This is a genomic window from Methylophaga pinxianii (genome assembly GCF_020447225.1).
Lineage (GTDB): Bacteria > Pseudomonadota > Gammaproteobacteria > Nitrosococcales > Methylophagaceae > Methylophaga > Methylophaga pinxianii.
This window is the reverse complement of record NZ_JAJAEO010000189.1, coordinates 1-20,948: the sequence shown is the minus strand read 5'-3', so window position 1 is coordinate 20,948 and position 20,948 is coordinate 1. Positions and strand designations below refer to the sequence as shown.

Genomic DNA, 20,948 nt, shown 5'->3' with positions numbered 1-20,948 from the left:
TTCGGTATATGCCTAGCTTGGCTCAATTGCGTTTAAATGTCTACTTACCGCAAGCCATGCTCCCAGTATCCCAAGCAGCAAACCACAAATCGGTAATGCAAATAACATTTGACCAGCAAACCATTTCAATTGGAACTGACTGTCATATAAGGTGGCCAATTCGTCAATCGGGCCACTGATAATAATCAGGCTAATCAGCAGGGTGATCCATGCCAGTACACCACCGAGTAACCCATACCACATTCCTGTGTATAAAAATGGTCGCCTGACAAAAGTATTGGTACCGCCAACTAACTTAATGACACGGATTTCCGTTTGACGATTAAGGATAGCAAGCCGAATGGTATTCCCAATAACCAGCAATACACTTAATGATAATAAAAAAGCCAGGATTGTAATACCCCTTTGCGCGGTTTCGTTAATACTGCGCAGACGTTGCAGCCATTGCATATCAAGCTGCGCCAAATCAACCTCAGGTAAGGCCGCAAGCCTCGCTAAAAGGGCCTCAATGGCTTCTTGTTGTTGATCTTCTGCTGGTTCAATAACAATAACGGCTGGAAGGGGATTGCTGGGTAAAGTGTCGAGCAGACTTTCCAGCCCAGAGATTTCACGAAATTCGTTTAAAGACTGTTGAGCAGACTGAAACGAAACTTCGACAATATCTGGCCAAGTCCGAAGCTGCTCTGCTAGCTGCTCACCACGCTTATCACTAATCTCATTTTGCAAAAACAAAGAAATGCGATTGGCATGCTGCCATTCTCCGCTCACTTGTTCGACATTCTTCAAAATGACAAACAAACCGGCGGGTAACAGTAACGCAATACCGATAACGAGCAACGTCATTGAGGTGGCGACAGGTTGACGCCACAACTCGCCCAGACTGGAAAGCATGACCTGTACATGACGTAACAGGTAATTATGAATATTCAATAGTTTCATGAATGGTTTTCTGCAAGTCTTCCCTGTTGCAGGGTAATGTGTCGGTAAGGTAATTGATTGATCAAATCCTGATCATGGCTGGCAATAAAGACGGTGACGCCAACCTGATTAAACTGTTCAAACAAATGCATGATTTCACGAGATAACTCTGGATCAAGGTTGCCTGTTGGCTCGTCAGCCAATAGAACGGGCGGACGATTCACCACTGCGCGAGCGATACCAACGCGCTGCTGTTCACCACCTGAAAGTGCTATGGGGAGACTACGTTCTTTACCCAGTAAGCCAACTTTATCCAAAGCCGCTCTAACTCGACGACCTATTTCACGATGATTTTCCCCGGCGATAATGAGTGGCAAAGCAACATTATCAAATACAGTACGATCATGAAGCAGATTATGTTCCTGAAACACCAGACCTATCTTACGACGATAATAAGGGATCTTCCATTTCGGCAGTCGGTTGAGATTTTGATTATTCACGATAACTTGGCCGTGAGAACTACGTTCAATCAAAGCGATAAGTTTAAGCAAAGTACTTTTACCTGCGCCAGAATGCCCCGTTAAAAAAGCCATTTCGCCAGACAGTAACTCAAAGCTTAAACCGGAGAGCGCCTCCTGCTGACTTTCATAGCGTTTATAAACTTGTTCAAAACGTATCATTATTGTATTTCACGACCCAGTAATGCATCGACAAAATCCTCCGCCTCGAAGGTTCTCAAATCATCGATCTTTTCCCCGACACCGATATACCGAATTGGCAAGCCGACTTTTTTGGCGATGGCAAAAATGATGCCCCCTTTGGCTGTGCCATCCAGCTTCGTCAGGGAAATGCCGGTAAGGCCAATAGCCTGGTGAAACTGCTCCGCTTGCGATAATGCATTTTGTCCGGTGCCTGCATCCAGTACCAGCATGATTTCATGTGGAGCATCAGCATCCAGTTTGGCCATAACCCGTTTTACTTTTTTGAGTTCTTCCATCAGATTGGATTGAGTGTGTAACCGTCCGGCTGTATCAGCAATTAAAATATCCATCTGCCGGGCTTTGGCGGCTTGCAGGGCATCAAATATAACTGAGGCAGAATCAGCCCCTTTTTGCTGCGCAATCACCGGGATTTGATTGCGTTCTCCCCATACTTGCAGTTGTTCAACAGCGGCGGCACGAAAGGTATCGCCTGCAGCCAGCATGACTTTTTTGCCTTCTGATTGGAACTGTTTGGCCAGCTTACCAATGGTTGTGGTTTTACCCACGCCGTTAATACCCACCATCAGAATCACAAAAGGCGTATTTGAGGATGGAATGTGAAGCGGTTTGCACACCGGTTTAAGAATGTCGACCATGTCTGCATGCATGGCGGCGAATAATGCCTCGGGATCATTAAGCTGTTTGCGGGCAACGCGCTGTGTTAAATCATTAATGATGGTCTGAGTGGCTTCTATTCCCAGATCAGCACTCAGTAATTGGGTTTCCAGCTCTTCAAGTAAATCATCATCAATGGTTTTTCTGCCCAGCACCAAGTCGGCAAAGCCTTCTGTCAGTTTGGCGCTACTGCGGCTTAGTCCTTGTTTGAGACGACCAAAGAAACCGACTGAACCTTGTTCATCGCTGGCTTGAGTATCTGCGGCAATTTCCGCATCATGTGCGGCTGACTGCTGTTCAGTGAGGTTTTGTTCCTCGCTGCTGATTTCGCTGGGTTTGGCTTTTTTTCTGAGGAAACTAAACATAATCTCGGTTTGTCGTTAGTGTTCGATTATTAATCTTATCATGTGATCAATTGTGAGATGCAGATGCACACCTTAAAAAAAATTGTATGGGCACTGCTGATAGTGCCTGTCATTGGCTTTGCACAAGTCAGTGAATATCAGCTGGACAATGGTCTTAAATTGCTGGTCAAGCCAGATAACCGGGCACCGGTAGTCGTTTCGCAGGTCTGGTATAAAGTCGGCTCAAGTTACGAGCACAATGGCATTACCGGCATATCACACATTCTTGAACATATGATGTTCAAGGGAACTGAAAATCTCGGACCAAACGAGTTTTCCCGAATTATTGCTGAAAACGGTGGCTCTGAAAATGCCTTTACTGGACGTGATTACACAGCCTATTTTCAGACACTGGAAAAAGAACGTTTGGAAATCAGTTTTCGTCTTGAAGCCGAGCGAATGCGCAATCTGGTGATTGATGATGCCGAGTTGCTTAAAGAGCGTGAGGTGGTCGCCGAAGAACGACGCATGCGTACTGATGACAATCCACAATCTTTATTACGTGAGGCGATGAATGCTGCGGCATTTGTGAACAGTCCTTATCATCACCCGGTCATTGGTTGGATGAATGACATTAATCACTATAATCCGGATGATCTGCGTAAGTGGTATCAAATGTGGTACGCCCCCAATAATGCCACTGTCGTGGTAGTGGGTGATGTGGAACCAGACGCAGTTTATCAATTGGCACAAAAATATTTTGGCCCGCTACAACCAGAAGAGCTCGCCACTGTAAAACCTCAGATTGAAGTGACGCAGCGTGGCAAGCGGACAGTGGAATTGAAAGCGCCGGCGGAACTTCCCTATTTAATGATGGGTTGGAAAGTACCTGTAGTGACTACTGCAGCGGAAGAATGGGAACCCTATGCACTGGATGTAATGGCAGGAATTTTGGATGGTGGTGCCAGCAGTCGGTTTGCTCGCGAACTGGTTCGGGGACAACAAGTGGCCTCAGGTGTCAGTGCGTATAACAGCGCATTTTCTCGCCTGGACGATGTTTTTACTATTGCTGGTACACCTGCTCAGGGCAAAACGATTGACGATGTTAAGCAAGCCATTTTTGAGCAGATCGATAAAGTCAAACAGTCACCGGTCACCGAGGCAGAATTACAGCGAGTGAAAACCCAGGTGATTGCCAGTTCAGTTTATCAGCTTGATAGTGTTTTTTATCAAGCGATGCAACTGGGAATGCTTGAAACAGTCGGTTTGGACTGGAGGCTGGCCGACAGCTATCCGGATAAAATCAGTGCAATAACGGCTGAACAAGTACAGCAAGTGGCAAAAAAATATTTTATTGATGACGGACTCACGGTTGCAGAGCTGATCCCAATGCCGACTGATCACACTACACCACGTCCAACTTCTGGAGATCCACATGTTCGTTAAGTTCTCTTTATTTTTATCCGGACTTTTACTGGCCTTTTCAGTTTCTGCCAGCCCACAGATAGAAAACTGGCAAACGTCCAAAGGCACTCAGGTGTATTTTGTCAAGGCTGAGGAGTTACCGATGCTGGATATTCGCCTCGTCTTTGATGCCGGTGCGGCACGGGATCCTAAAGGCGGGGTAGCATTATTGACTAGTGCGATGCTTAATCAAGGCACCCAGAATAAAGATACGGATGCAATTGCCACTGCGTTTGATGATGTCGGTGCCGAATTCAGTGCCGAATCTGAGCGTGATATGGCGGTAATGAGTTTGCGAAGTCTATCAAAACCGGATGCACTGGAACCTGCCATTGATACATTTGTTGAAGTGGTCAGTCAGCCAGCTTTTCCTGAAAAATCCTTTGAACGTCTTATTAACCAAGTCAAAACCGGTCTACAAGGTGAAAAACAGTCACCTTCAGCCATTGCAGAGCGTGCTTTTTATCAACAATTGTATGGGGATCATCCATATTCAACCATGCCAATGGGTACAGAAGCTTCGGTCAATGAGATAACTATTGCTGATTTGCAGCAGTTTTATCAACAGTACTATGTGGCTAACAATGCTGTGTTGGTCATTGTGGGCGATGCCGATATCAAACAGGCGAAATCCTTGGCAGAAAAAATTTCAAGTGCTTTGCCTGCTGGTACCAAAGCGCCTGCGCTACCTGCCGTTGAACCACTCGAAACGGCGCGTGAAGTTCGCCTACCTTATCCATCCAGTCAAACCACAATTCTGATGGGACAACCTGGTTTAACCCGTGATGATGCAGATTTTTTCCCACTCTATGTCGGTAATCACATTCTGGGCGGCAGTGGTTTGGTGTCCATTATCAGCAATGAAATCCGTGAAAAGCGTGGCCTGTCTTATAGTGCCTACAGTTATTTCAGACCGATGCGAGAGGCTGGACCTTATCAATTTGGTTTGCAGACTCGTAACGACCAGGCAGATCAGGCTCTGGAAGTATTAAAACAGACTGTGATGGATTATGTGGAGCAAGGTCCCACGGAAGATCAGCTTATAGCCGCACAAAAAAATATTACGGGTGGATTTGCTTTACGCTTGGACAGCAACAGTAAAATTGCTGATTATCTGGCGATGATGGGCTTTTACCAATTACCGCTGGATCATTTGGAAACATTTAACTCAAGAGTGAATGCCGTGACAGTTGAGCAAATAAAAGCGGCTTATAAAAAACGTATTTATCCTCAAAAAATGGTAACGGTGCTGGTCGGTGGCGAAACTGAGTAAGTCGACGCGTCAATCGGTACGTATTATTGGCGGCCAATGGCGGGGGAGACGATTGGCTTTTCCGGTGATAGAGGGATTAAGACCCACACCGGATCGTATTCGTGAAACCTTGTTTAATTGGCTGCAAGCTTATTTACCCGGAGCAGTGTGTATCGATCTGTTCAGTGGAAGCGGTGCATTAGGCTTTGAGGCCGCTTCAAGGGGCGCTGAGAAAGTGGATATGGTTGAGCTCGATTTGCAAGCTTATAAACAGCTGCAAGCCAATAAAACCATGTTAGCGGCAGAGCAATGTACCTTATTCAGACAACCCGCCCAGCAGTTTTTAAACCAAGCGTCGAAGCCTTATGACATTGTATTTCTGGATCCGCCATTTGATGCAAATTTATGGAATGAGATGGCGGATTTGTTAACTCGTAACAACTTGTTGCATCCAAAAAGTCTGGTCTATCTGGAATGTAATAAATATCACAATCTTGAACAGTTTCCCGATAATTGGCATTTAATTAAAGATAAACAAGCAGGTGATGTAAGATATTGCTTATTTGCAATGCAATAAGGTTTTGGCATGTCAATTACCGCCATTTATCCCGGAACATTTGATCCCATTACACATGGGCATACAGATCTGGTTCAGCGTGCCAGTCGTTTATTTGAAAAAGTCATCATAGCTGTCGCGGCAGATACAGGAAAAAAACCAGTATTTTCGATTGAACAACGCTTAGCTTTAGCACAACAAACGTTAGTTGATCTTCCAAATATAGAAATAACCAGTTTTGATGGTTTGTTAGTTGATTATGCAATGCAACGGAATGCATCGGTGATAATACGCGGGTTGCGAGCCGTTTCTGATTTTGAATATGAAGTTCAATTAGCCGCAATGAATCGTCGGTTGCAATTAGAAGTAGAAACCTTATTTTTAGCTCCTGCCGAACAATTTACATTTATTTCGTCCAGCCTGATCAGACAAATAGCCGCTTTGGGTGGTGATGTGTCCCAGTTTGTCGCTCCCTGTGTACAAGAGGCATTAAAGCAACAGCTAGCCGTCAAAAAATAGTCGAGTTAAAATTTACCGGTTTCATTACCGCTTAATATTGAGTTATCGGAGTAAAGCATGTCTCTGTTTATTACTGACGAATGCATTAATTGTGATGTATGCGAACCGGAATGCCCTAATGGTGCAATTTCGCAAGGGGAGGAGATTTATGAAATTGATCCCTCTTTATGCACAGAATGTGTGGGACATTTTGATACCCCGCAATGTGTTGAAGTCTGTCCTGTGGATTGCATTCCAAAAGATCCTGATAATGTTGAATCCCATGATCAACTTTATGCAAAATATAAAATATTAGTTTCTGCCGGGAATTAATAAACTTTTCAAATAGACAAAGTTATCAGTATTGATATTATTTCGTTTTTATATTTCCTAAATTAAAGGTAATTCGATGAGTACTTTATCTGCTATGCAATTGGAAAAGCTTTCTGAACAAGAACTACAAAAATTGATTAGTCAGTCAAAAAAACAAATTAAAAAACTGAAAACCAAAAAAGTCGCCGAACTTAACAGTAAAGACAGTGATGTTGTTGCGGTAGCTGATGCAGTAAGAGCTCTGGCAAAAGATAAAAAAGTGACGCCGGCAGAAGCATTAACAGCCGTGGCTAAAAATATGCGTGTGGGTTTATCTGGTGCGCGTAAGCCACGTGCTGAAAGTGCAGATAAATACCGTCATCCAGAAGATCCGCAAAAAACCTGGAAAGGGTTTGGTAAGCGTCCTTTGTGGTTGGTTGAAGAACTTAACCGTGGACGTAAGCTCGAAGAATTTAAAATCTAGACATGCCTGCTGAGTGCAGTCGATAAACTGCACTTTGTCTATTTCACGGATTACATTAATCCATCAGCTGAATGTCAGTGAAGCATTAGATGCTTTCGGCATTTCTGTTGCTGAGGTATCCTTTCACCTTTCCTGCACCATATTCACAAAGAGAACCCATGCAAGCTGATTATCGCCCAGATGTGATCGAAACCAATGTCCAAAGCTGGTGGCAACAACATCAAACTTTTCGTGCTGTAGAAGACCCCAGTAAAGAAAAATTTTATTGCCTGTCAATGTTTCCCTATCCCAGTGGTCAACTGCATATGGGGCATGTGCGCAATTATACAATTGGCGATGTTATTTCACGTTACCAGCGCATGCTGGGAAAAAATGTTCTGCAGCCAATGGGGTGGGATGCCTTTGGCTTACCTGCAGAGAATGCCGCTTTAAAACACCAGGTGCCACCGGCCGACTGGACATATAAAAATATCGATTATATGCGCGGTCAGTTACAACGACTGGGATTGGCGTATGACTGGGATCGAGAAATTGCTACTTGCAAACCCGATTATTACCGCTGGGAACAGTGGCTTTTCGTCCGTTTATTCAAAAAAGGCCTGGTCTATAACAAAACAGCTGCGGTGAACTGGGATCCGGTCGATCAAACTGTATTAGCAAATGAACAGGTTATTGACGGTCGGGGTTGGCGTTCCGGGGCTCTGGTTGAGCGCCGCGAAATTCCACAATGGTTCATGAAGATTACTGATTATGCCGAAGCTCTGCGGGATGATCTGCAACAGCTGTCTGGTTGGCCGGAGCAGGTTAAAACCATGCAGTCTAACTGGATTGGTCGTTCGGAAGGTGTTCAACTAACATTTGCCGTCGCGGACAGTAATGAAGATATTGCGGTATACACCACGCGGCCAGATACCTTGATGGGCGTCAGTTATGTTGCGATTGCAGCTGAACATCCAATCGCTTTGCATATGGCTCAAACCAATGCGCAGCTTCAGCAATTTATCGAAGAATGTAAAAAAACCGATACCACTGAAGCGGCACTGGAAACTGCTGAGAAAAAAGGCATGGCCACCGGCGTATCGGTGATTCATCCAATTAGTGGAGAACGACTTCCGGTTTGGGTCGCAAACTTTGTTTTAATGGGCTATGGCACTGGTGCAGTCATGTCAGTGCCTGCCCATGATCAGCGTGATTTCGAATTTGCTCAAAAATATGCCTTGCCTATCCGCCAGGTAATTGCACCAGTGGATGATGCAGAGATTAATTTGCATGAGGCTGCCTTCACTGAAAAAGGGCGCCTGGTGAACTCGGCGCAATTTACCGGTCTGACTTCGGTAGAAGCATTTGAGGCGATAGCGGATGAATTAACCACTCTCGGCAAAGGTGAACGTCAGGTTAATTATCGTTTAAGAGATTGGGGCGTTTCACGTCAACGTTACTGGGGCACACCCATTCCGATTATCTATTGTGATAGCTGTGGTGCAGTGCCAGTGCCTGAAAGTGATTTACCAGTATTGTTACCAGAAGACGTGGTCGTTGATGGGTCCGGATCGCCGATAAAATCCATGCCTGAGTTTTATCAATGCGATTGTCCTGAATGTGGCAAGCCGGCACGACGGGAAACCGATACTTTTGATACTTTCTTTGAGTCTTCCTGGTATTACGCGCGTTTTACCAGTGCCGATAATCATGAAGCCATGCTGGATCAGCGGGCTGACTACTGGTTGCCAGTTGACCAGTATATCGGCGGTATTGAGCACGCTGTATTACATCTACTTTATGCTCGGTTCTTCCATAAATTATTGCGGGATGAAGGATTGGTTAGTGGAGACGAACCCTTCAAGAACCTGTTGACTCAGGGCATGGTACTAAAGGATGGTGCCAAAATGTCCAAGTCCAAAGGGAATACGGTTGATCCGCAAGCCTTGATAGATGAATACGGTGCTGATACAGCGCGTTTGTTCATGATGTTTGCGGCGCCACCTGAAATGTCGCTGGAATGGTCGGATAATGCTGTCGAAGGGGCGAATCGTTTCCTGAAACGGTTATGGCGTAGTGTGCATGAGCATACCGAAGCTGGTGCTGTTCCGGAAAAAACGTTTAACGATTTATCCGAAGCCGCAACAGATTTACGCCGGTTGGCTCATCAAACTCTGACAAAGGTGGGCGATGATTTAGGACGCCGCCATACATTCAATACTGCTATTGCGGCTGTGATGGAGTTGATGAATGCCTTGGCAAAATTTACTGAGCAAAATGAACAGGCGCGGGCAGTCCGTCAGGAAGTTTTGGAACTGGTGGTGTTAATGTTGGCACCCATTACGCCGCATATCAGTCATGTTTTGTGGGCACAATTAGGACATGACCATGCGGTTATTGATGCTGCATGGCCTGAGGTAGATGCAGATGCATTAAAGCAGGACAAAATCGAGCTGATGATTCAGGTCAATGGTAAACTTCGATCAAAATTGATGGTCGATGTAAACGCTCAACAAGGTGATATTGAACCGCAGGTCCTCGCTGATGAGAATGTACAACGCTATATTGATGGTAAAACCATTCGTAAAGTTATTCTGGTACCAGGCAGGCTGATCAATATCGTTATCGGCTGATAAATAAAGGAAACATTGATGTTGAAAAAACTGATTATTGCCGGTTTATCGATGCTGATCGTCGCGTGTGGTTTTCAGTTGCGTGGTGCAGCGGACCTGCCTGCAAGTATTCAGACTTTGCATATTCAGGGTATCAGTATGCGTGATGGACTAGGTCTGGAGCTCAAACGCACTCTACGCCGTAATGGTGTTAATGTCATTGATGAATACAGTGAGGGAGCGGCGGTACTTACTTTTGTGCGAAACCGTTACCAGCGACTGGTATTGTCGGTTGGAGGCAATGCAAAAGTCAGTGAATATGAACTGATTTTGGAAGTTTCTTTTCAGTTGACCGATAACCAGCAAAATAAATTAATCGACAACGAAAGTTTTGAAGCGAGACGTGACTATCAGTTTGACCAAGAGCAGGTATTGGGTCGTGATGGAGAGGAACGTCTGTTACGCGACGAGATGCAAAAACAGATAAGTCAGGCAATCGTTCGTCGATTATCCGCACTGGATTGATTGACTGATGCGAGTCAAGGCAGAACAGCTTAACTCACAACTACAACATAGTCTGCCGGTCATCAGCGTGGTTTTTGGTGATGAGGCGCTATTAGTAGAAGAAACTGCCGATCAAATCCGTCAGCAAGCAAGAGCACATGGAATATCCGAAAGACAGGTTTGGCATGCTGATGCACGATTTGACTGGTCAAAACTCAGATTTGCGGATGACAGTTTGTCTTTATTTGCTTCTCAAAAGCTGATTGAAATCAGACTCCCTTCAGGTGCCCCTGGCAAAGAGGGAGGAGAGTTTCTGCGACAGTTTGCCGAGCAGCCCGTCACGGATACTTTTTTGTTACTCATCACCGGAAAACTGACGCCTCAGCAACAGAAGAGCAAATGGTTTAGCGCACTTGAAAATGCCGGCATTAGTATCCCAGTCTGGCCTGTTGGCATTGAGATGTTGCCTCGATGGATTCAGCAACGAATGCGCCAAAAAGGGTTGCAAAGCACACCCTCGGTGGCGAATTTGCTGGCAGAGCGAACAGAAGGCAATCTTTTCGCTGCCGCTCAGGAAATCGACAAACTGGTTTTACTCAGTCCTGATGGCCATGTCGATGAACAGTTATTGATAGATAGCGTGGCTGACAGTGCGCGATTTGAGGCATTTTCACTGATGGATGCGGTCTATACCGGCCAGTCTGCCAAAATTCCGCGTATGTTAAGAATGTTACAGGCTGAGGGTAATGATGTGCTGGCAGTATTTTCCGCTGTATCCTGGTCTTTACATCGAATGATTGATATGGCTGTTCAGCTTGAAAATGGTACCCAGGCGGCGCAAGTCTTTGCCAGTCAGAAACCACCCGTTTGGGATAAGGCCAGGCCTTTGATTCAATCAGGCTTACGTCGACATTCAGCCGCTGAGTGGCGGGCATTTTTACCGCAAATGGCGGCGATTGATCGGGCTGCAAAAGGTGGTGGAGATGACAATGCATGGCGGATGTTGACGACATTGTGTTTACAGGTTGCTGGTGTGCCAATGCAATTGCAGCAAACATGAAAGCAGAAAAATTAAAAGAGGAGAGAGCTGTGGACGTCGCAGCCTATACGCAAAAATTGGGTCAACAAGCTCGTGAAGCCAGCCGAGTTTTGGCTCGTGCAACAACCAGTGATAAAAATACCGCCTTAATGGCGATGGCCAAGGCCATTCGAGACCAGGCAGCAGTATTAAAAAATGCTAATCAATTGGATTTAGATGCCGGGAAAGCCAAAGGCCTGGACGCTGCGATGCTGGACCGGCTGACATTGACCGATGCCCGCATTGAATCAATGGCTGAGGGTCTTGAACAAATTGCAGCTTTACCTGACCCTATCGGCGAAATCAGTGATATGCGTTATCGACCTTCCGGTATTCAGCTTGGGCAAATGCGCGTGCCATTAGGCGTTATCGGCATTATTTATGAATCAAGACCGAATGTGACTGCGGATGCAGCAGGTCTTTGTTTAAAATCCGGCAATGCAACAATTTTACGCGGAGGCAGCGAAGCGATTCACTCGAATCAGGCAGTGGCTGCCTGCATTCATCAGGGATTAAAACAGGCTGGTTTACCAATTACAGCGGTTCAAGTTGTTGAAATCACTGATCGCGAAGTTGTCGGCCAATTGATTACCATGCCTGAATATGTCGATGTCATTGTGCCCCGAGGAGGGAAAAATCTGATTGAACGTATCAGTCAGGATGCGCGTGTACCGGTGATTAAACATCTGGATGGAATCTGTCATGTGTATGTGGATGCTGAAGCAGATTTGTCCATGGCACAAGAGATTGCGTTTAATGCCAAATGCCATCGTTATGGTGTTTGCAATGCAATGGAAACCTTATTGGTTCATGTGGATATAGCGAAAGCATTTTTACCAGCAATGGCAGATCGTTTTTTCAAGGAAGGTGTTGAATTACGCGGCTGTAATTCGACCTTGCAAATTTTGCCAAATATTAATGTGGCGACTGAGGCCGACTGGGATACCGAATATCTAGCGCCCATTCTCTCGATCAAAATAGTGGCCAATGTGGATGATGCCATGCTGCACATATACCAGCACAGTTCAGCGCATACCGAAAGTATTGTGACCAATAACTACGATACAGCCAGACGTTTTCTGCAGGAGGTGGATTCCAGTTCGGTATTGGTGAACGCGTCAACACGGTTTGCAGATGGGTTTGAGTATGGGCTGGGAGCTGAGATTGGTATTTCTACTGATAAATTGCATGCCCGTGGCCCGGTGGGTTTAAATGGTTTGACATCACAAAAATGGATAGTGTTTGGTAGTGGTCAAATCAGAAAATAAATCCGATGCGATAGGCATTCTGGGCGGTACCTTTGATCCCGTACATTTTGGACATTTACGTTCGGCTCTGGAAGTTTGCCAGCAGTTAGAGTTAAATCATGTACGCTTGATTCCCTGCGCCATACCGCCACATCGGCAGGACACAATGGCCAGTGCGGATGCCAGACGGTTGATGCTGGAGCTGGCGGTTAAATACGTTCCACAACTATTAGTCGATGACCGTGAACTGCATCGTGAAGGGCCTTCTTACACGGTGGATACGCTACTCAGTTTGCGGGAAGAGTTTGTCGACAACCCTTTATTTCTTATTTTGGGAACGGATGCTTTTCGGGGTATAAAGAGTTGGTCACGCTGGCAACAAATTTTGCAATTAGCGCATATTGTAGTAGTTCAACGCCCTGATGAAACTCTGGATCTGCAAGAAGACCTGCAACACTGGTATCAGCAACATTTAGCCAAAACTGAAGATAGGTTACTGAGTTCAGGTATGATTTGGCCGTTGAAGGTAACACCGTTGGCAATTTCTGCCACACAAATTCGCGAAGACCTGATGGCGGGAAAGCCGGTCAACTTTTTATTACCGGAATCAGTTATTACGGTGATTGAACAATTAGGACTTTACCGATCAAAAGCCAGTGAGATTTGATGGAACAACTGTTTTTTGTGTTATCAAAATTAGCTTGGGCGATTCTCAGTCCATTGATGGTGCTGAATTTACTGCTGGTTTTGGGCACGGTGTTTTTATTGTTTGGTTATCGTAAAGTTGCTCTACGTTTTTTGTTTCCGGCGTTGTTATTCAGCTTAAGTTTGATAATCTTTCCTTTGGGGGATTGGTTAATTTATCCATTGGAAGCTCGAATCAGCCAGCCAGAACAGTTGCCAGAGAATATTGATGGCATTATTGTTCTGGGCGGTGGTGAAGATATAAAAACAACCATTAGCTGGCAACAACCGCAGGTTGGCCAGGCTAGTGACCGATATTTTGGTGCAGCATTGTTAGCCAAACAGTATCCTGATAGCCCCATCATCTTTACAGGGGGCAATAATTTATTGCGATTTGATGCGGGCACAACCCCTGCTGAACTAAGCCATGAACTACTGACCATGGTGGGGGTTGAGGAGAAAAGACTTATCATTGAGTCTCAATCCCGAAATACCTATGAAAATTTCCAACGTTTAAAAACCGTTATACCCAAGAGAAATGGTCAGTATCTTTTGGTGACATCAGCCTACCATATGCCACGATCGGTAGGTATTGCTGAAAAACAGGGAATTTCTGTCGTACCGTATCCGGTCGACTATCGAAGTCAGACGGGTGAATCACGTCAAATGGACTTTGCCTTATTTGAACAATTCGAAAAACTAGAACCTGCATGGCGTGAATGGGTCGGACTTACAGCGTATTTCATTACAGGGAAAACCAGTCAATGGTTTCCAGATATACCTACAAAACGCTTGGTTGAAACCACCACAGACTCGCAGGCCGACATACGTTAAACTTAACAACAAAATTTATTATTTGGAGTGCCCATGAAGGCAGAACAACTGAAATTATTAGTAATAGACGCACTGGAAGACATTAAAGCAGAAGATATTACCGTTCTGGATGTCACCGGCATGACTGACGTGACCGATGTTATGATTATCGCCACAGGTAAATCCACCAGACAGGTAAAAGCGTTAGCAAATGAAGTGTCATCACAGGCGAAAGCAGCGGGTGTCCAACCTTTGGGAATGGAAGGTGAGGATGTTGGCGAATGGGCACTGGTAGATTTAGGTGACGTGATTGCACATATTATGACGCCGCAAACCAGAGCGACGTACAATCTGGAAAAATTATGGTCTGTCGCTGAAGTCACGCAAAGTGCTTCGGCAGAAAATGAATGAAACTGAACTTGCTTGCTGTTGGGCAGAAAATGCCGCAGTGGGTAACGGAAGGTTATAACGAATATGCCCGGCGTATGCCACGGGAATGTCAGCTGATTCTGCAAGAGATAGTTCCAGCAAAACGTGGTAAATCGGGTAGTTCCGGGCAATGGATGCAGGAAGAAGGTAAACGCATCATGACGGCTTTACCCGAAAATGACTATGTGATTGCATTAGAAGTCGGTGGCCGTAACTGGTCAACCGAGCAACTGGCCGAACAATTGAAAAACTGGCAGACATTGGGGCGCGATGTCAGCTTATTAATTGGTGGTCCGGATGGGTTATCCCTCGAATGTCAGCAACGCGCAGATCAAAAATGGTCTTTATCTAATTTGACTATGCCCCATCCGTTGGTTCGTATTGTGGTTGCAGAGCAATTGTATCGTGCCTGGACGGTCTTGCAGAATCATCCTTACCATCGCGCATGAAATTTCCGCCAGTCTATCTTGCCTCGGCTTCGCCGCGTCGTCGTGAACTCCTGAAACAAATCGGAGTCGATTTCTCTGTCTTAAATGTATCAGTAGATGAAACGGTTTATACCGCAGAATCACCGCCTGATTACGCCAGGCGTATTGCGTTAGCCAAAGCGTCAGCCGGCTGGTGTACCTTACAGGCTGATTATCGTCCGGTGATAGGGGCCGATACTGCTGTTGTGTTGCCTTCAAAACAAATTCTCGGCAAACCGGTCAATTCGCAGCAAGCTAGAGAGTTTTTAAAACTATTATCTGGCAATCAACATCAGGTATTGAGTGCTGTAGCGATAGTCTGGCAGCAGCAACATTGGCTAAGCTTACAAATAAGTGATGTACAGTTCAAAACGCTTACTGAAGCTGAAATTAACTGGTATCTGGCAACTGGCGAGGGACAAGATAAAGCTGGAGGATATGCGGTTCAGGGATTGGCGGCGATGTTTATAGAAAAAATCAGCGGAAGCTACTCTGGTGTAATGGGGTTGCCCTTATTTGAAACCAGTCAGCTTTTACAACAGGTAAATATGGTCCATGAGTAGTGAAATTCTGATCAATGTGACGCCAAGTGAAACCCGAGCGGCGGTGGTGGAAAACGGCGTATTACAAGAAATTTTCATAGAAAGAAGTGAACACCGTGGCTTGGTCGGCAATATATACAAAGGAAAAGTCTGTCGGGTGTTGCCCGGAATGCAGGCGGCTTTTGTCGAGATCGGATTAGCCCGCGCAGCTTTTTTACATGCTTCGGATATTTCCATACCTAAAGGCCAGTCTGGCGACTTAAAAGAAGCTCCACGAATTACCCCGCCGATCACCAGCCTATTGCGTGAAGGGGATGAGCTTCTTGTGCAAGTGATTAAAGATCCCATGGGCAGTAAAGGTGCACGTCTAACGACACAATTATCAGCATCATCAAGGTATCTGGTGTATATGCCTGAAGCGGAAGGCATTGGGATATCATTGAAAATTGAGGGTGAAGCGGAACGCGAGCGGCTGAAAAACTGTTTATCGGACCTGCTGGGTGATCAGCAAGGTGGTTACATTTTACGGACAGCGGCGGAAGGTGTCAGTGACGCAGAATTACGCGCGGATCTGGAGTTTCTGCATCGATTATGGGAAAAGTTACGCCAGCGCGTTACCAGTACCCAATGTGGTGAAGCTCTGTATCAGGATCTGCCGTTAACATTGCGAGCCTTACGCGACCTGTTTTCGCCTGATATCGAACGCATACGTATTGATGCCGCCGAGACATTTAAAGAAGCCCAGCAGTTTGCGGAAGGCTTTATGCCGGAATGTGCTGCCCGCTTGGAACATTACCGGGGGGATCGCCCATTGTTTGATTTATTCGGTGTGGAAGACGAGATTCAGAAAGCACTGGATCGTAAAGTTCCGCTGAAATCCGGTGGCTATGTGATTTTTGATCAAACAGAAGCAATGACCACTGTCGATGTGAATACTGGTGGCTTTGTCGGGCATAAAAATCTCGAAGAAACGATTTTCAAAACCAACCTGGAGGCTGCTCAAGCCATTGCCAGGCAGTTACGTGTCCGTAATCTCGGTGGCATTATTATCATCGACTTTATTGATATGGAAGAAGTCAGCCATCGCGAGCAGGTTTTGCGGACACTGGAAAAAGCCATGCAATTGGATCGCGCCAAACACAATATCAGTGCGGTGTCCGAACTTGGACTGGTGGAAATGACACGGAAACGTACGCGCGAAAGCCTGGGGCATATTCTTTGTGAACCTTGCCCCTGTTGTGATGGCCGAGGCTATACCAAAAATGTGGAAACGATCTGTTATGAAATCTTCCGGGAAATTCTCCGAGAATCGCGGCAATATGAATCAAAACAGTTTTTGGTATTAGCCTCTCAAGATGTTATTGATCGGCTTAATGATGAAGATTCCACTAAAGTAGCTGAATTAGAACAATTTATCGGTAAGCCAATTTTGTTTCAATGTGAGCCTCAATATGGTCGTGAGCAATTTAATGTGGTGTTGATGTAGCTATGTCGCTATTCCACCGCAGCCTGCATATTGCCGGAAAACAATTTACCAATATTGTGGTCCTGCTTGCCGTGATCATGTTGGTTTGTGTTGGGTTAGCCTATTGGTTCTCCAATGCTATTGCCGAGCGCAAGGATGAAATTGCTGCCTGGGCCAGCGAGAAAACAGGTTATCCGATTCAGATTGGTGAAGCAGGACTGTACTGGTTTGATCTATTTCCCAAATTAATGGTGGGCGACATTGCTGTGATGCAGGCCCAACCTGAGATTGGCGAACTGTTTACTGCAAAAGAGCTTTATATAGGTGTTGATCTTATTGCCAGTTTGCAACAGCGGGAACTGGTAGTCGATTCGGCCCGTGTCTCCGGTTTGCAATTGGGAATACAACGTTCTGCCAGTGGAGAGATAAGTCTTATCGGCTTGCAAGGCAAGTCGCCAGAGCAGACATTTGATGCCTCACAGATCGACTGGATTGAGCAAATCCATACCTGGCGTGATATTGAATTGTTGTCAGCTAGAATTCAATACGAAGACGAGTTATTACCTCAACTGAGTGGATTGTACGATGTAAACCAGCTGGCATTGGTTCAAGACAAAAAATCAAGGTTACTTGGCGAAATTCAATTGCCACATCATCTGGGGCAACAACTTAGTTTCTCAGCTGAGGGGTATTTAACGTCTGCAGGCATCTCAAACTGGCAGTTTAATCAGCTGGACGTTAGTCGATTGCAATTGGCGACTATTTTCATGGATCAACAATGGCATGATGTCTCAGTAATGCGTGGGCGGGCTGATCTGAGTTTTGATGCTGTCGCCATGATGAAAAAACAATGGCGAGGTCAAATTCAACTCAGTGATGTGAGCCTGGCGAATTTGACTAAACCAGAAGTGGAAGCCGTTGAAATTGACAGTTTTATGGCCCAATTCAACTGGCAAGGCACTAGGTCTGAATGGCAATTAAATGCTGAACCGATACAGTTATCCATTGCAGGAGATAGTTGGCCTCAGTCAACCATTCATCTGCAATTTTCAGAGCACAATGGCTTAGTTGCCGAGAGTAGTTTTTTACGGTTGAGTGATGTGACTGACCTGGCTTTACTCAGTGATAGTGCTCCGTCAATCCTCACACAATATCAACCTGCCGGTGATATTCGGCAATTGCGGTTCACATTGAATGATAAAAATGAACCGCAATCTGCCAGTATGCTGATAGACGAGTTTGCCAGTCTGCCAGTTGACGAAGTACCTGGGGTAACAGGGCTAAGTCTTCAACTTGATTGGCAGCCTGGTACAGCAAACGTGTTAATGAATAGTCGGAATTTAACCGTATTTGCACCAACCTGGCTTCCTGACGCTATTTATTTTGATGTCGCCGAAGCGAATCTTGTTTGGAGCAAGCAGCAGGAAAACTGGCAGTTTCAGATGACGGAACTTGATGTTTGGAACAATGATTTAAGGCTGCAGGGAGCGATCGGTATTGAACAGCAGGCAGAGGTAAAAATTGCGGATATTAATCTCCAAATGCTGGATGTGAATGTCACCAAATGGTTAAGTTATGTGCCCAGGTCAATTCTGGATCAGGATTATCTGGCCTGGGCTGAAAATGCCTATACCAGTGGGCAAATTCAAACAGGCAGCCTCATATTAAAAGGCGATTTATCTCAGTTCCCGTTTACCGCTGATGATGCTGAAAATAAATTTGAAGCGACTCTGAATGTCAGTGATGTCGGCCTGAATTATGGTAAAGGGTGGCCGGAGCTTGAAGCGATTGAGGGGCAAGTCTACAGTACTGGCAATCAGTTAGAAATTCGGCCGCGAACAGGCAAAATTGCCGGTTTCAATTTTGTCGATATCAATGCAGTTATAAATAATGTTTATAAAGGCAAGCCTGTACTCGATCTCACTGGACTGTTAACCGGGACGACTCAGGATGCTCTGAGTTTTTTACGTATCAGCCCATTGAACTCGCGTTACGGGGAAGTGACCGATTGGGTCAGTGCCCAGGGCAATAGCAATATTGCTTTAAAGCTGGAAATTCCACTACTTAATCCAGATGCCACAGAGGTGGATGGCCATGTCAGTTTTGAAAACAGTCAAATAAGTTTGGCCACATTGCCGGGAATGCCGGTTGAGAATGTTCAAGGAAAACTTTTCTTTAATAACGATGGTGTCAATGCCGAAGCCATTTCAGCCAACGTTTTTGCCAGACCTGCGACCATTAATGTCGTGCCTCAAGCAGATTCTATCTTAGTGACGGCTAAAGGTGAGGTAGAAAGCCAACAGATAGCGGCTTTATGGCAGGGCAAGATGCCCGGATTTATCGACGGAATTACGGATTATCAGGCTGATATTGAAATCCGCGAGAAATCGATGGGTGAATTTGAGACCGATATACAGGTCACTTCAGATTTAGCCGGGCTAACGATAAATGCACCAGAGCCTTTAGGTAAAAAAGCATCAGACACTCGAACAATCAATATCAAATTGAATGAGGATTCACAACAGCAGTCCATTATTCAGCTGAATTATGACGATAGCTTGCAAGCTGTCTGGTCACTTGAGGAAGCGGCAAGAGGGGAGATAACCATAGGCCTTCCCAATCCCGAGCTTCCGGCTGCAGGAATTCGTGTTAGAGCACGTCTCAATGACTTATCAATATCAGACTGGACGCAGTGGCATCAACAATGGTTAGCAGAGTTTCCCACTACTGAAAAAGATAATCTGCCACTTGTTGAGGTTGAGTTAGCAGTTGATAGTCTGCGCTTTAACCAGTGGGTGCTGAATGATGTCCAGTCAAAAGCATTTCAAAGAAATCAAATCTGGCAGCTGGAGGTTCAATCGAGACAATTGCGGGGGAATATTCGCTGGCCTATGGATACCGCTTTATTACCTACATTGCATTTTGACTTTGTTGATCTGCAATTACCTGTATCGACAAATGAAAATGCAGGACGTAAAAAATTCAGTTCTGATCTTTGGCCGAGTTTTCAGCTGAATATTGATAATTTGACGGTGGATGGTATGCAATTGGGGAGAGTGCAAGCTCGTGCACTTCAACAACCTGACCGCTGGGTGTTGGAAAATGCCAGTATAGAATCCTCCGTACTACAGGCCATTCTGGATGGCATATGGCAAAAAAATAATCAGGTCGACAATAGCCAATTGAATCTAAAGCTGACCAGTAGTGACTTGGCAGGGTTGTTTATGGACTTGGGCTATCAGCCGGCCATTCAGTCCAATCAAGTGGATGTTACCGGTCAGTTTAGTTGGCCTGATGAACCATTGAATTTGTCTTTGGCTGAATTACAGGGCAGTCTAAATCTACAAATTGATAATGGGCAATTAGTTGATGTTGAACAAGGTGCCGCCGGGCGTATTTTCGGCTTATTGAGCTTTGCGGCTATTCCACGGCGATTGGCACTTGACTTCAGTGACTTTTTTGGAAAAGGCTTTGCCTTCAGGGAAATCAGCGGCGATTTTGATTTCGCCAATGGTCTGGCCGTCACTGATAATCTAAAAATGCAGGGTGAGAGTGCCAATATTGATGTTACTGGTCCTATCAACATTGTTGACAGAACCTACCACCAAACCGTTGTGGTGACGCCAAATGTTTCCTCCTCCTTACCGCTGGCCGGGGCAGTTGCAGGCGGACCTGTAGGGTTGGGGGTTGGAACAGCGATTTATCTGGTGGATCGTATTGCGGGCCGACTCTTTGACCGGGATCTGGTCGATATGATCAGTTACCGCTATAGTCTTACCGGTACCTGGGATGAACCGGACCTATCGTTGAATCGCCCTGAAACACCCTAGGGTCTGTTGATCTTTGGTGGTTAAATATTGAGCAGCATGGTGACTCGGTATAATTGTAGTTCACCACAAACAACTATCACACCCAATCACCATG

At 45.5% G+C, this 20,948-nt stretch carries 20 protein-coding genes; 17 read left to right on the top strand and 3 right to left on the bottom strand.

Annotated elements, in window-relative coordinates:
- Positions 1-12: 12 nt before the first annotated feature.
- Genes ftsX through ftsY form a run of 3 tightly spaced genes read right to left on the bottom strand, consistent with a single transcriptional unit; the run spans position 13 to position 2,659 of the window.
- Positions 13-939 carry a permease-like cell division protein FtsX gene (ftsX, locus tag LGT40_RS15405; RefSeq protein WP_226073569.1) on the bottom strand — a complete coding sequence of 309 codons (927 nt, stop codon included), beginning with the start codon at positions 937-939 and terminating at the stop codon, positions 13-15.
- Positions 936-1,598 (bottom strand): cell division ATP-binding protein FtsE, encoded by a 663-nt coding sequence (gene ftsE / locus LGT40_RS15400; RefSeq protein ID WP_226073571.1) that lies wholly within the window; start codon positions 1,596-1,598, stop codon positions 936-938. Before ftsE ends, ftsX begins: the two co-directional genes overlap by 4 nt.
- Positions 1,598-2,659, bottom strand: coding sequence for a signal recognition particle-docking protein FtsY (gene ftsY, locus LGT40_RS15395; protein WP_226073573.1), 1,062 nt, complete (start codon positions 2,657-2,659; stop codon positions 1,598-1,600). Before ftsY ends, ftsE begins: the two co-directional genes overlap by 1 nt.
- Positions 2,660-2,722: 63 nt before the next feature.
- On the opposite strand from ftsY, the gene LGT40_RS15390 reads away from it, so the two are divergent.
- From LGT40_RS15390 to LGT40_RS15310, 17 genes are all read left to right on the top strand, one after another.
- Positions 2,723-4,084 (top strand): M16 family metallopeptidase, encoded by a 1,362-nt coding sequence (locus LGT40_RS15390; protein ID WP_226073587.1) that lies wholly within the window; start codon positions 2,723-2,725, stop codon positions 4,082-4,084.
- The gene (locus tag LGT40_RS15385) at positions 4,074-5,375 is read left to right on the top strand and encodes a M16 family metallopeptidase (protein WP_226073596.1); all 1,302 of its coding nucleotides are present in this window, start codon (positions 4,074-4,076) and stop codon (positions 5,373-5,375) included. The genes LGT40_RS15390 and LGT40_RS15385 overlap by 11 nt, the downstream gene beginning before the upstream one ends.
- Positions 5,359-5,931: a 16S rRNA (guanine(966)-N(2))-methyltransferase RsmD gene (gene rsmD / locus LGT40_RS15380; protein WP_226073612.1), complete on the top strand. Its 573-nt coding sequence runs from the start codon at positions 5,359-5,361 to the stop codon at positions 5,929-5,931. Before LGT40_RS15385 ends, rsmD begins: the two co-directional genes overlap by 17 nt.
- Before the next feature lie 9 nt (positions 5,932-5,940).
- Positions 5,941-6,429 (top strand): pantetheine-phosphate adenylyltransferase, encoded by a 489-nt coding sequence (coaD, locus tag LGT40_RS15375; RefSeq protein WP_226073614.1) that lies wholly within the window; start codon positions 5,941-5,943, stop codon positions 6,427-6,429.
- 57 nt (positions 6,430-6,486) lie between these two features.
- Positions 6,487-6,741: a YfhL family 4Fe-4S dicluster ferredoxin gene (locus LGT40_RS15370; protein ID WP_226073616.1), complete on the top strand. Its 255-nt coding sequence runs from the start codon at positions 6,487-6,489 to the stop codon at positions 6,739-6,741.
- Positions 6,742-6,817: 76 nt separating this feature from the next.
- The gene (locus tag LGT40_RS15365; RefSeq protein WP_226073618.1) at positions 6,818-7,204 is read left to right on the top strand and encodes an H-NS histone family protein; all 387 of its coding nucleotides are present in this window, start codon (positions 6,818-6,820) and stop codon (positions 7,202-7,204) included.
- 158 nt (positions 7,205-7,362) lie between these two features.
- Positions 7,363-9,816 carry a leucine--tRNA ligase gene (gene leuS, locus LGT40_RS15360; RefSeq protein WP_226073620.1) on the top strand — a complete coding sequence of 818 codons (2,454 nt, stop codon included), beginning with the start codon at positions 7,363-7,365 and terminating at the stop codon, positions 9,814-9,816.
- 18 nt (positions 9,817-9,834) lie between these two features.
- Entirely contained in the window at positions 9,835-10,320 is a 486-nt protein-coding gene (locus tag LGT40_RS15355; protein ID WP_226073621.1) for an LPS-assembly lipoprotein LptE, read from the top strand.
- Positions 10,321-10,327: 7 nt separating this feature from the next.
- The gene (gene holA / locus LGT40_RS15350) at positions 10,328-11,359 is read left to right on the top strand and encodes a DNA polymerase III subunit delta (RefSeq protein ID WP_226073623.1); all 1,032 of its coding nucleotides are present in this window, start codon (positions 10,328-10,330) and stop codon (positions 11,357-11,359) included.
- Between the two features lie 29 nt (positions 11,360-11,388).
- On the top strand, positions 11,389-12,645 hold the full coding sequence (locus LGT40_RS15345; protein ID WP_226073667.1) for a glutamate-5-semialdehyde dehydrogenase: 1,257 nt from the start codon (positions 11,389-11,391) through the stop codon (positions 12,643-12,645).
- Positions 12,626-13,291, top strand: a complete 666-nt coding sequence (nadD, locus tag LGT40_RS15340) for a nicotinate-nucleotide adenylyltransferase (RefSeq protein WP_226073625.1) — start codon at positions 12,626-12,628, stop codon at positions 13,289-13,291. Before LGT40_RS15345 ends, nadD begins: the two co-directional genes overlap by 20 nt.
- Entirely contained in the window at positions 13,291-14,142 is an 852-nt protein-coding gene (locus LGT40_RS15335) for a YdcF family protein (protein WP_226073627.1), read from the top strand. Before nadD ends, LGT40_RS15335 begins: the two co-directional genes overlap by 1 nt.
- Before the next feature lie 33 nt (positions 14,143-14,175).
- Positions 14,176-14,532, top strand: a complete 357-nt coding sequence (rsfS, locus tag LGT40_RS15330; RefSeq protein WP_226073630.1) for a ribosome silencing factor — start codon at positions 14,176-14,178, stop codon at positions 14,530-14,532.
- The gene (gene rlmH, locus LGT40_RS15325; RefSeq protein ID WP_226073637.1) at positions 14,529-14,999 is read left to right on the top strand and encodes a 23S rRNA (pseudouridine(1915)-N(3))-methyltransferase RlmH; all 471 of its coding nucleotides are present in this window, start codon (positions 14,529-14,531) and stop codon (positions 14,997-14,999) included. The genes rsfS and rlmH overlap by 4 nt, the downstream gene beginning before the upstream one ends.
- Positions 14,996-15,580, top strand: a complete 585-nt coding sequence (locus tag LGT40_RS15320; protein WP_226073639.1) for a Maf family protein — start codon at positions 14,996-14,998, stop codon at positions 15,578-15,580. The genes rlmH and LGT40_RS15320 overlap by 4 nt, the downstream gene beginning before the upstream one ends.
- The gene (gene rng / locus LGT40_RS15315) at positions 15,573-17,045 is read left to right on the top strand and encodes a ribonuclease G (protein WP_226073641.1); all 1,473 of its coding nucleotides are present in this window, start codon (positions 15,573-15,575) and stop codon (positions 17,043-17,045) included. The genes LGT40_RS15320 and rng overlap by 8 nt, the downstream gene beginning before the upstream one ends.
- Before the next feature lie 2 nt (positions 17,046-17,047).
- Positions 17,048-20,854, top strand: a complete 3,807-nt coding sequence (locus tag LGT40_RS15310; RefSeq protein ID WP_226073643.1) for a YhdP family protein — start codon at positions 17,048-17,050, stop codon at positions 20,852-20,854.
- Positions 20,855-20,948: the final 94 nt, after the last annotated feature.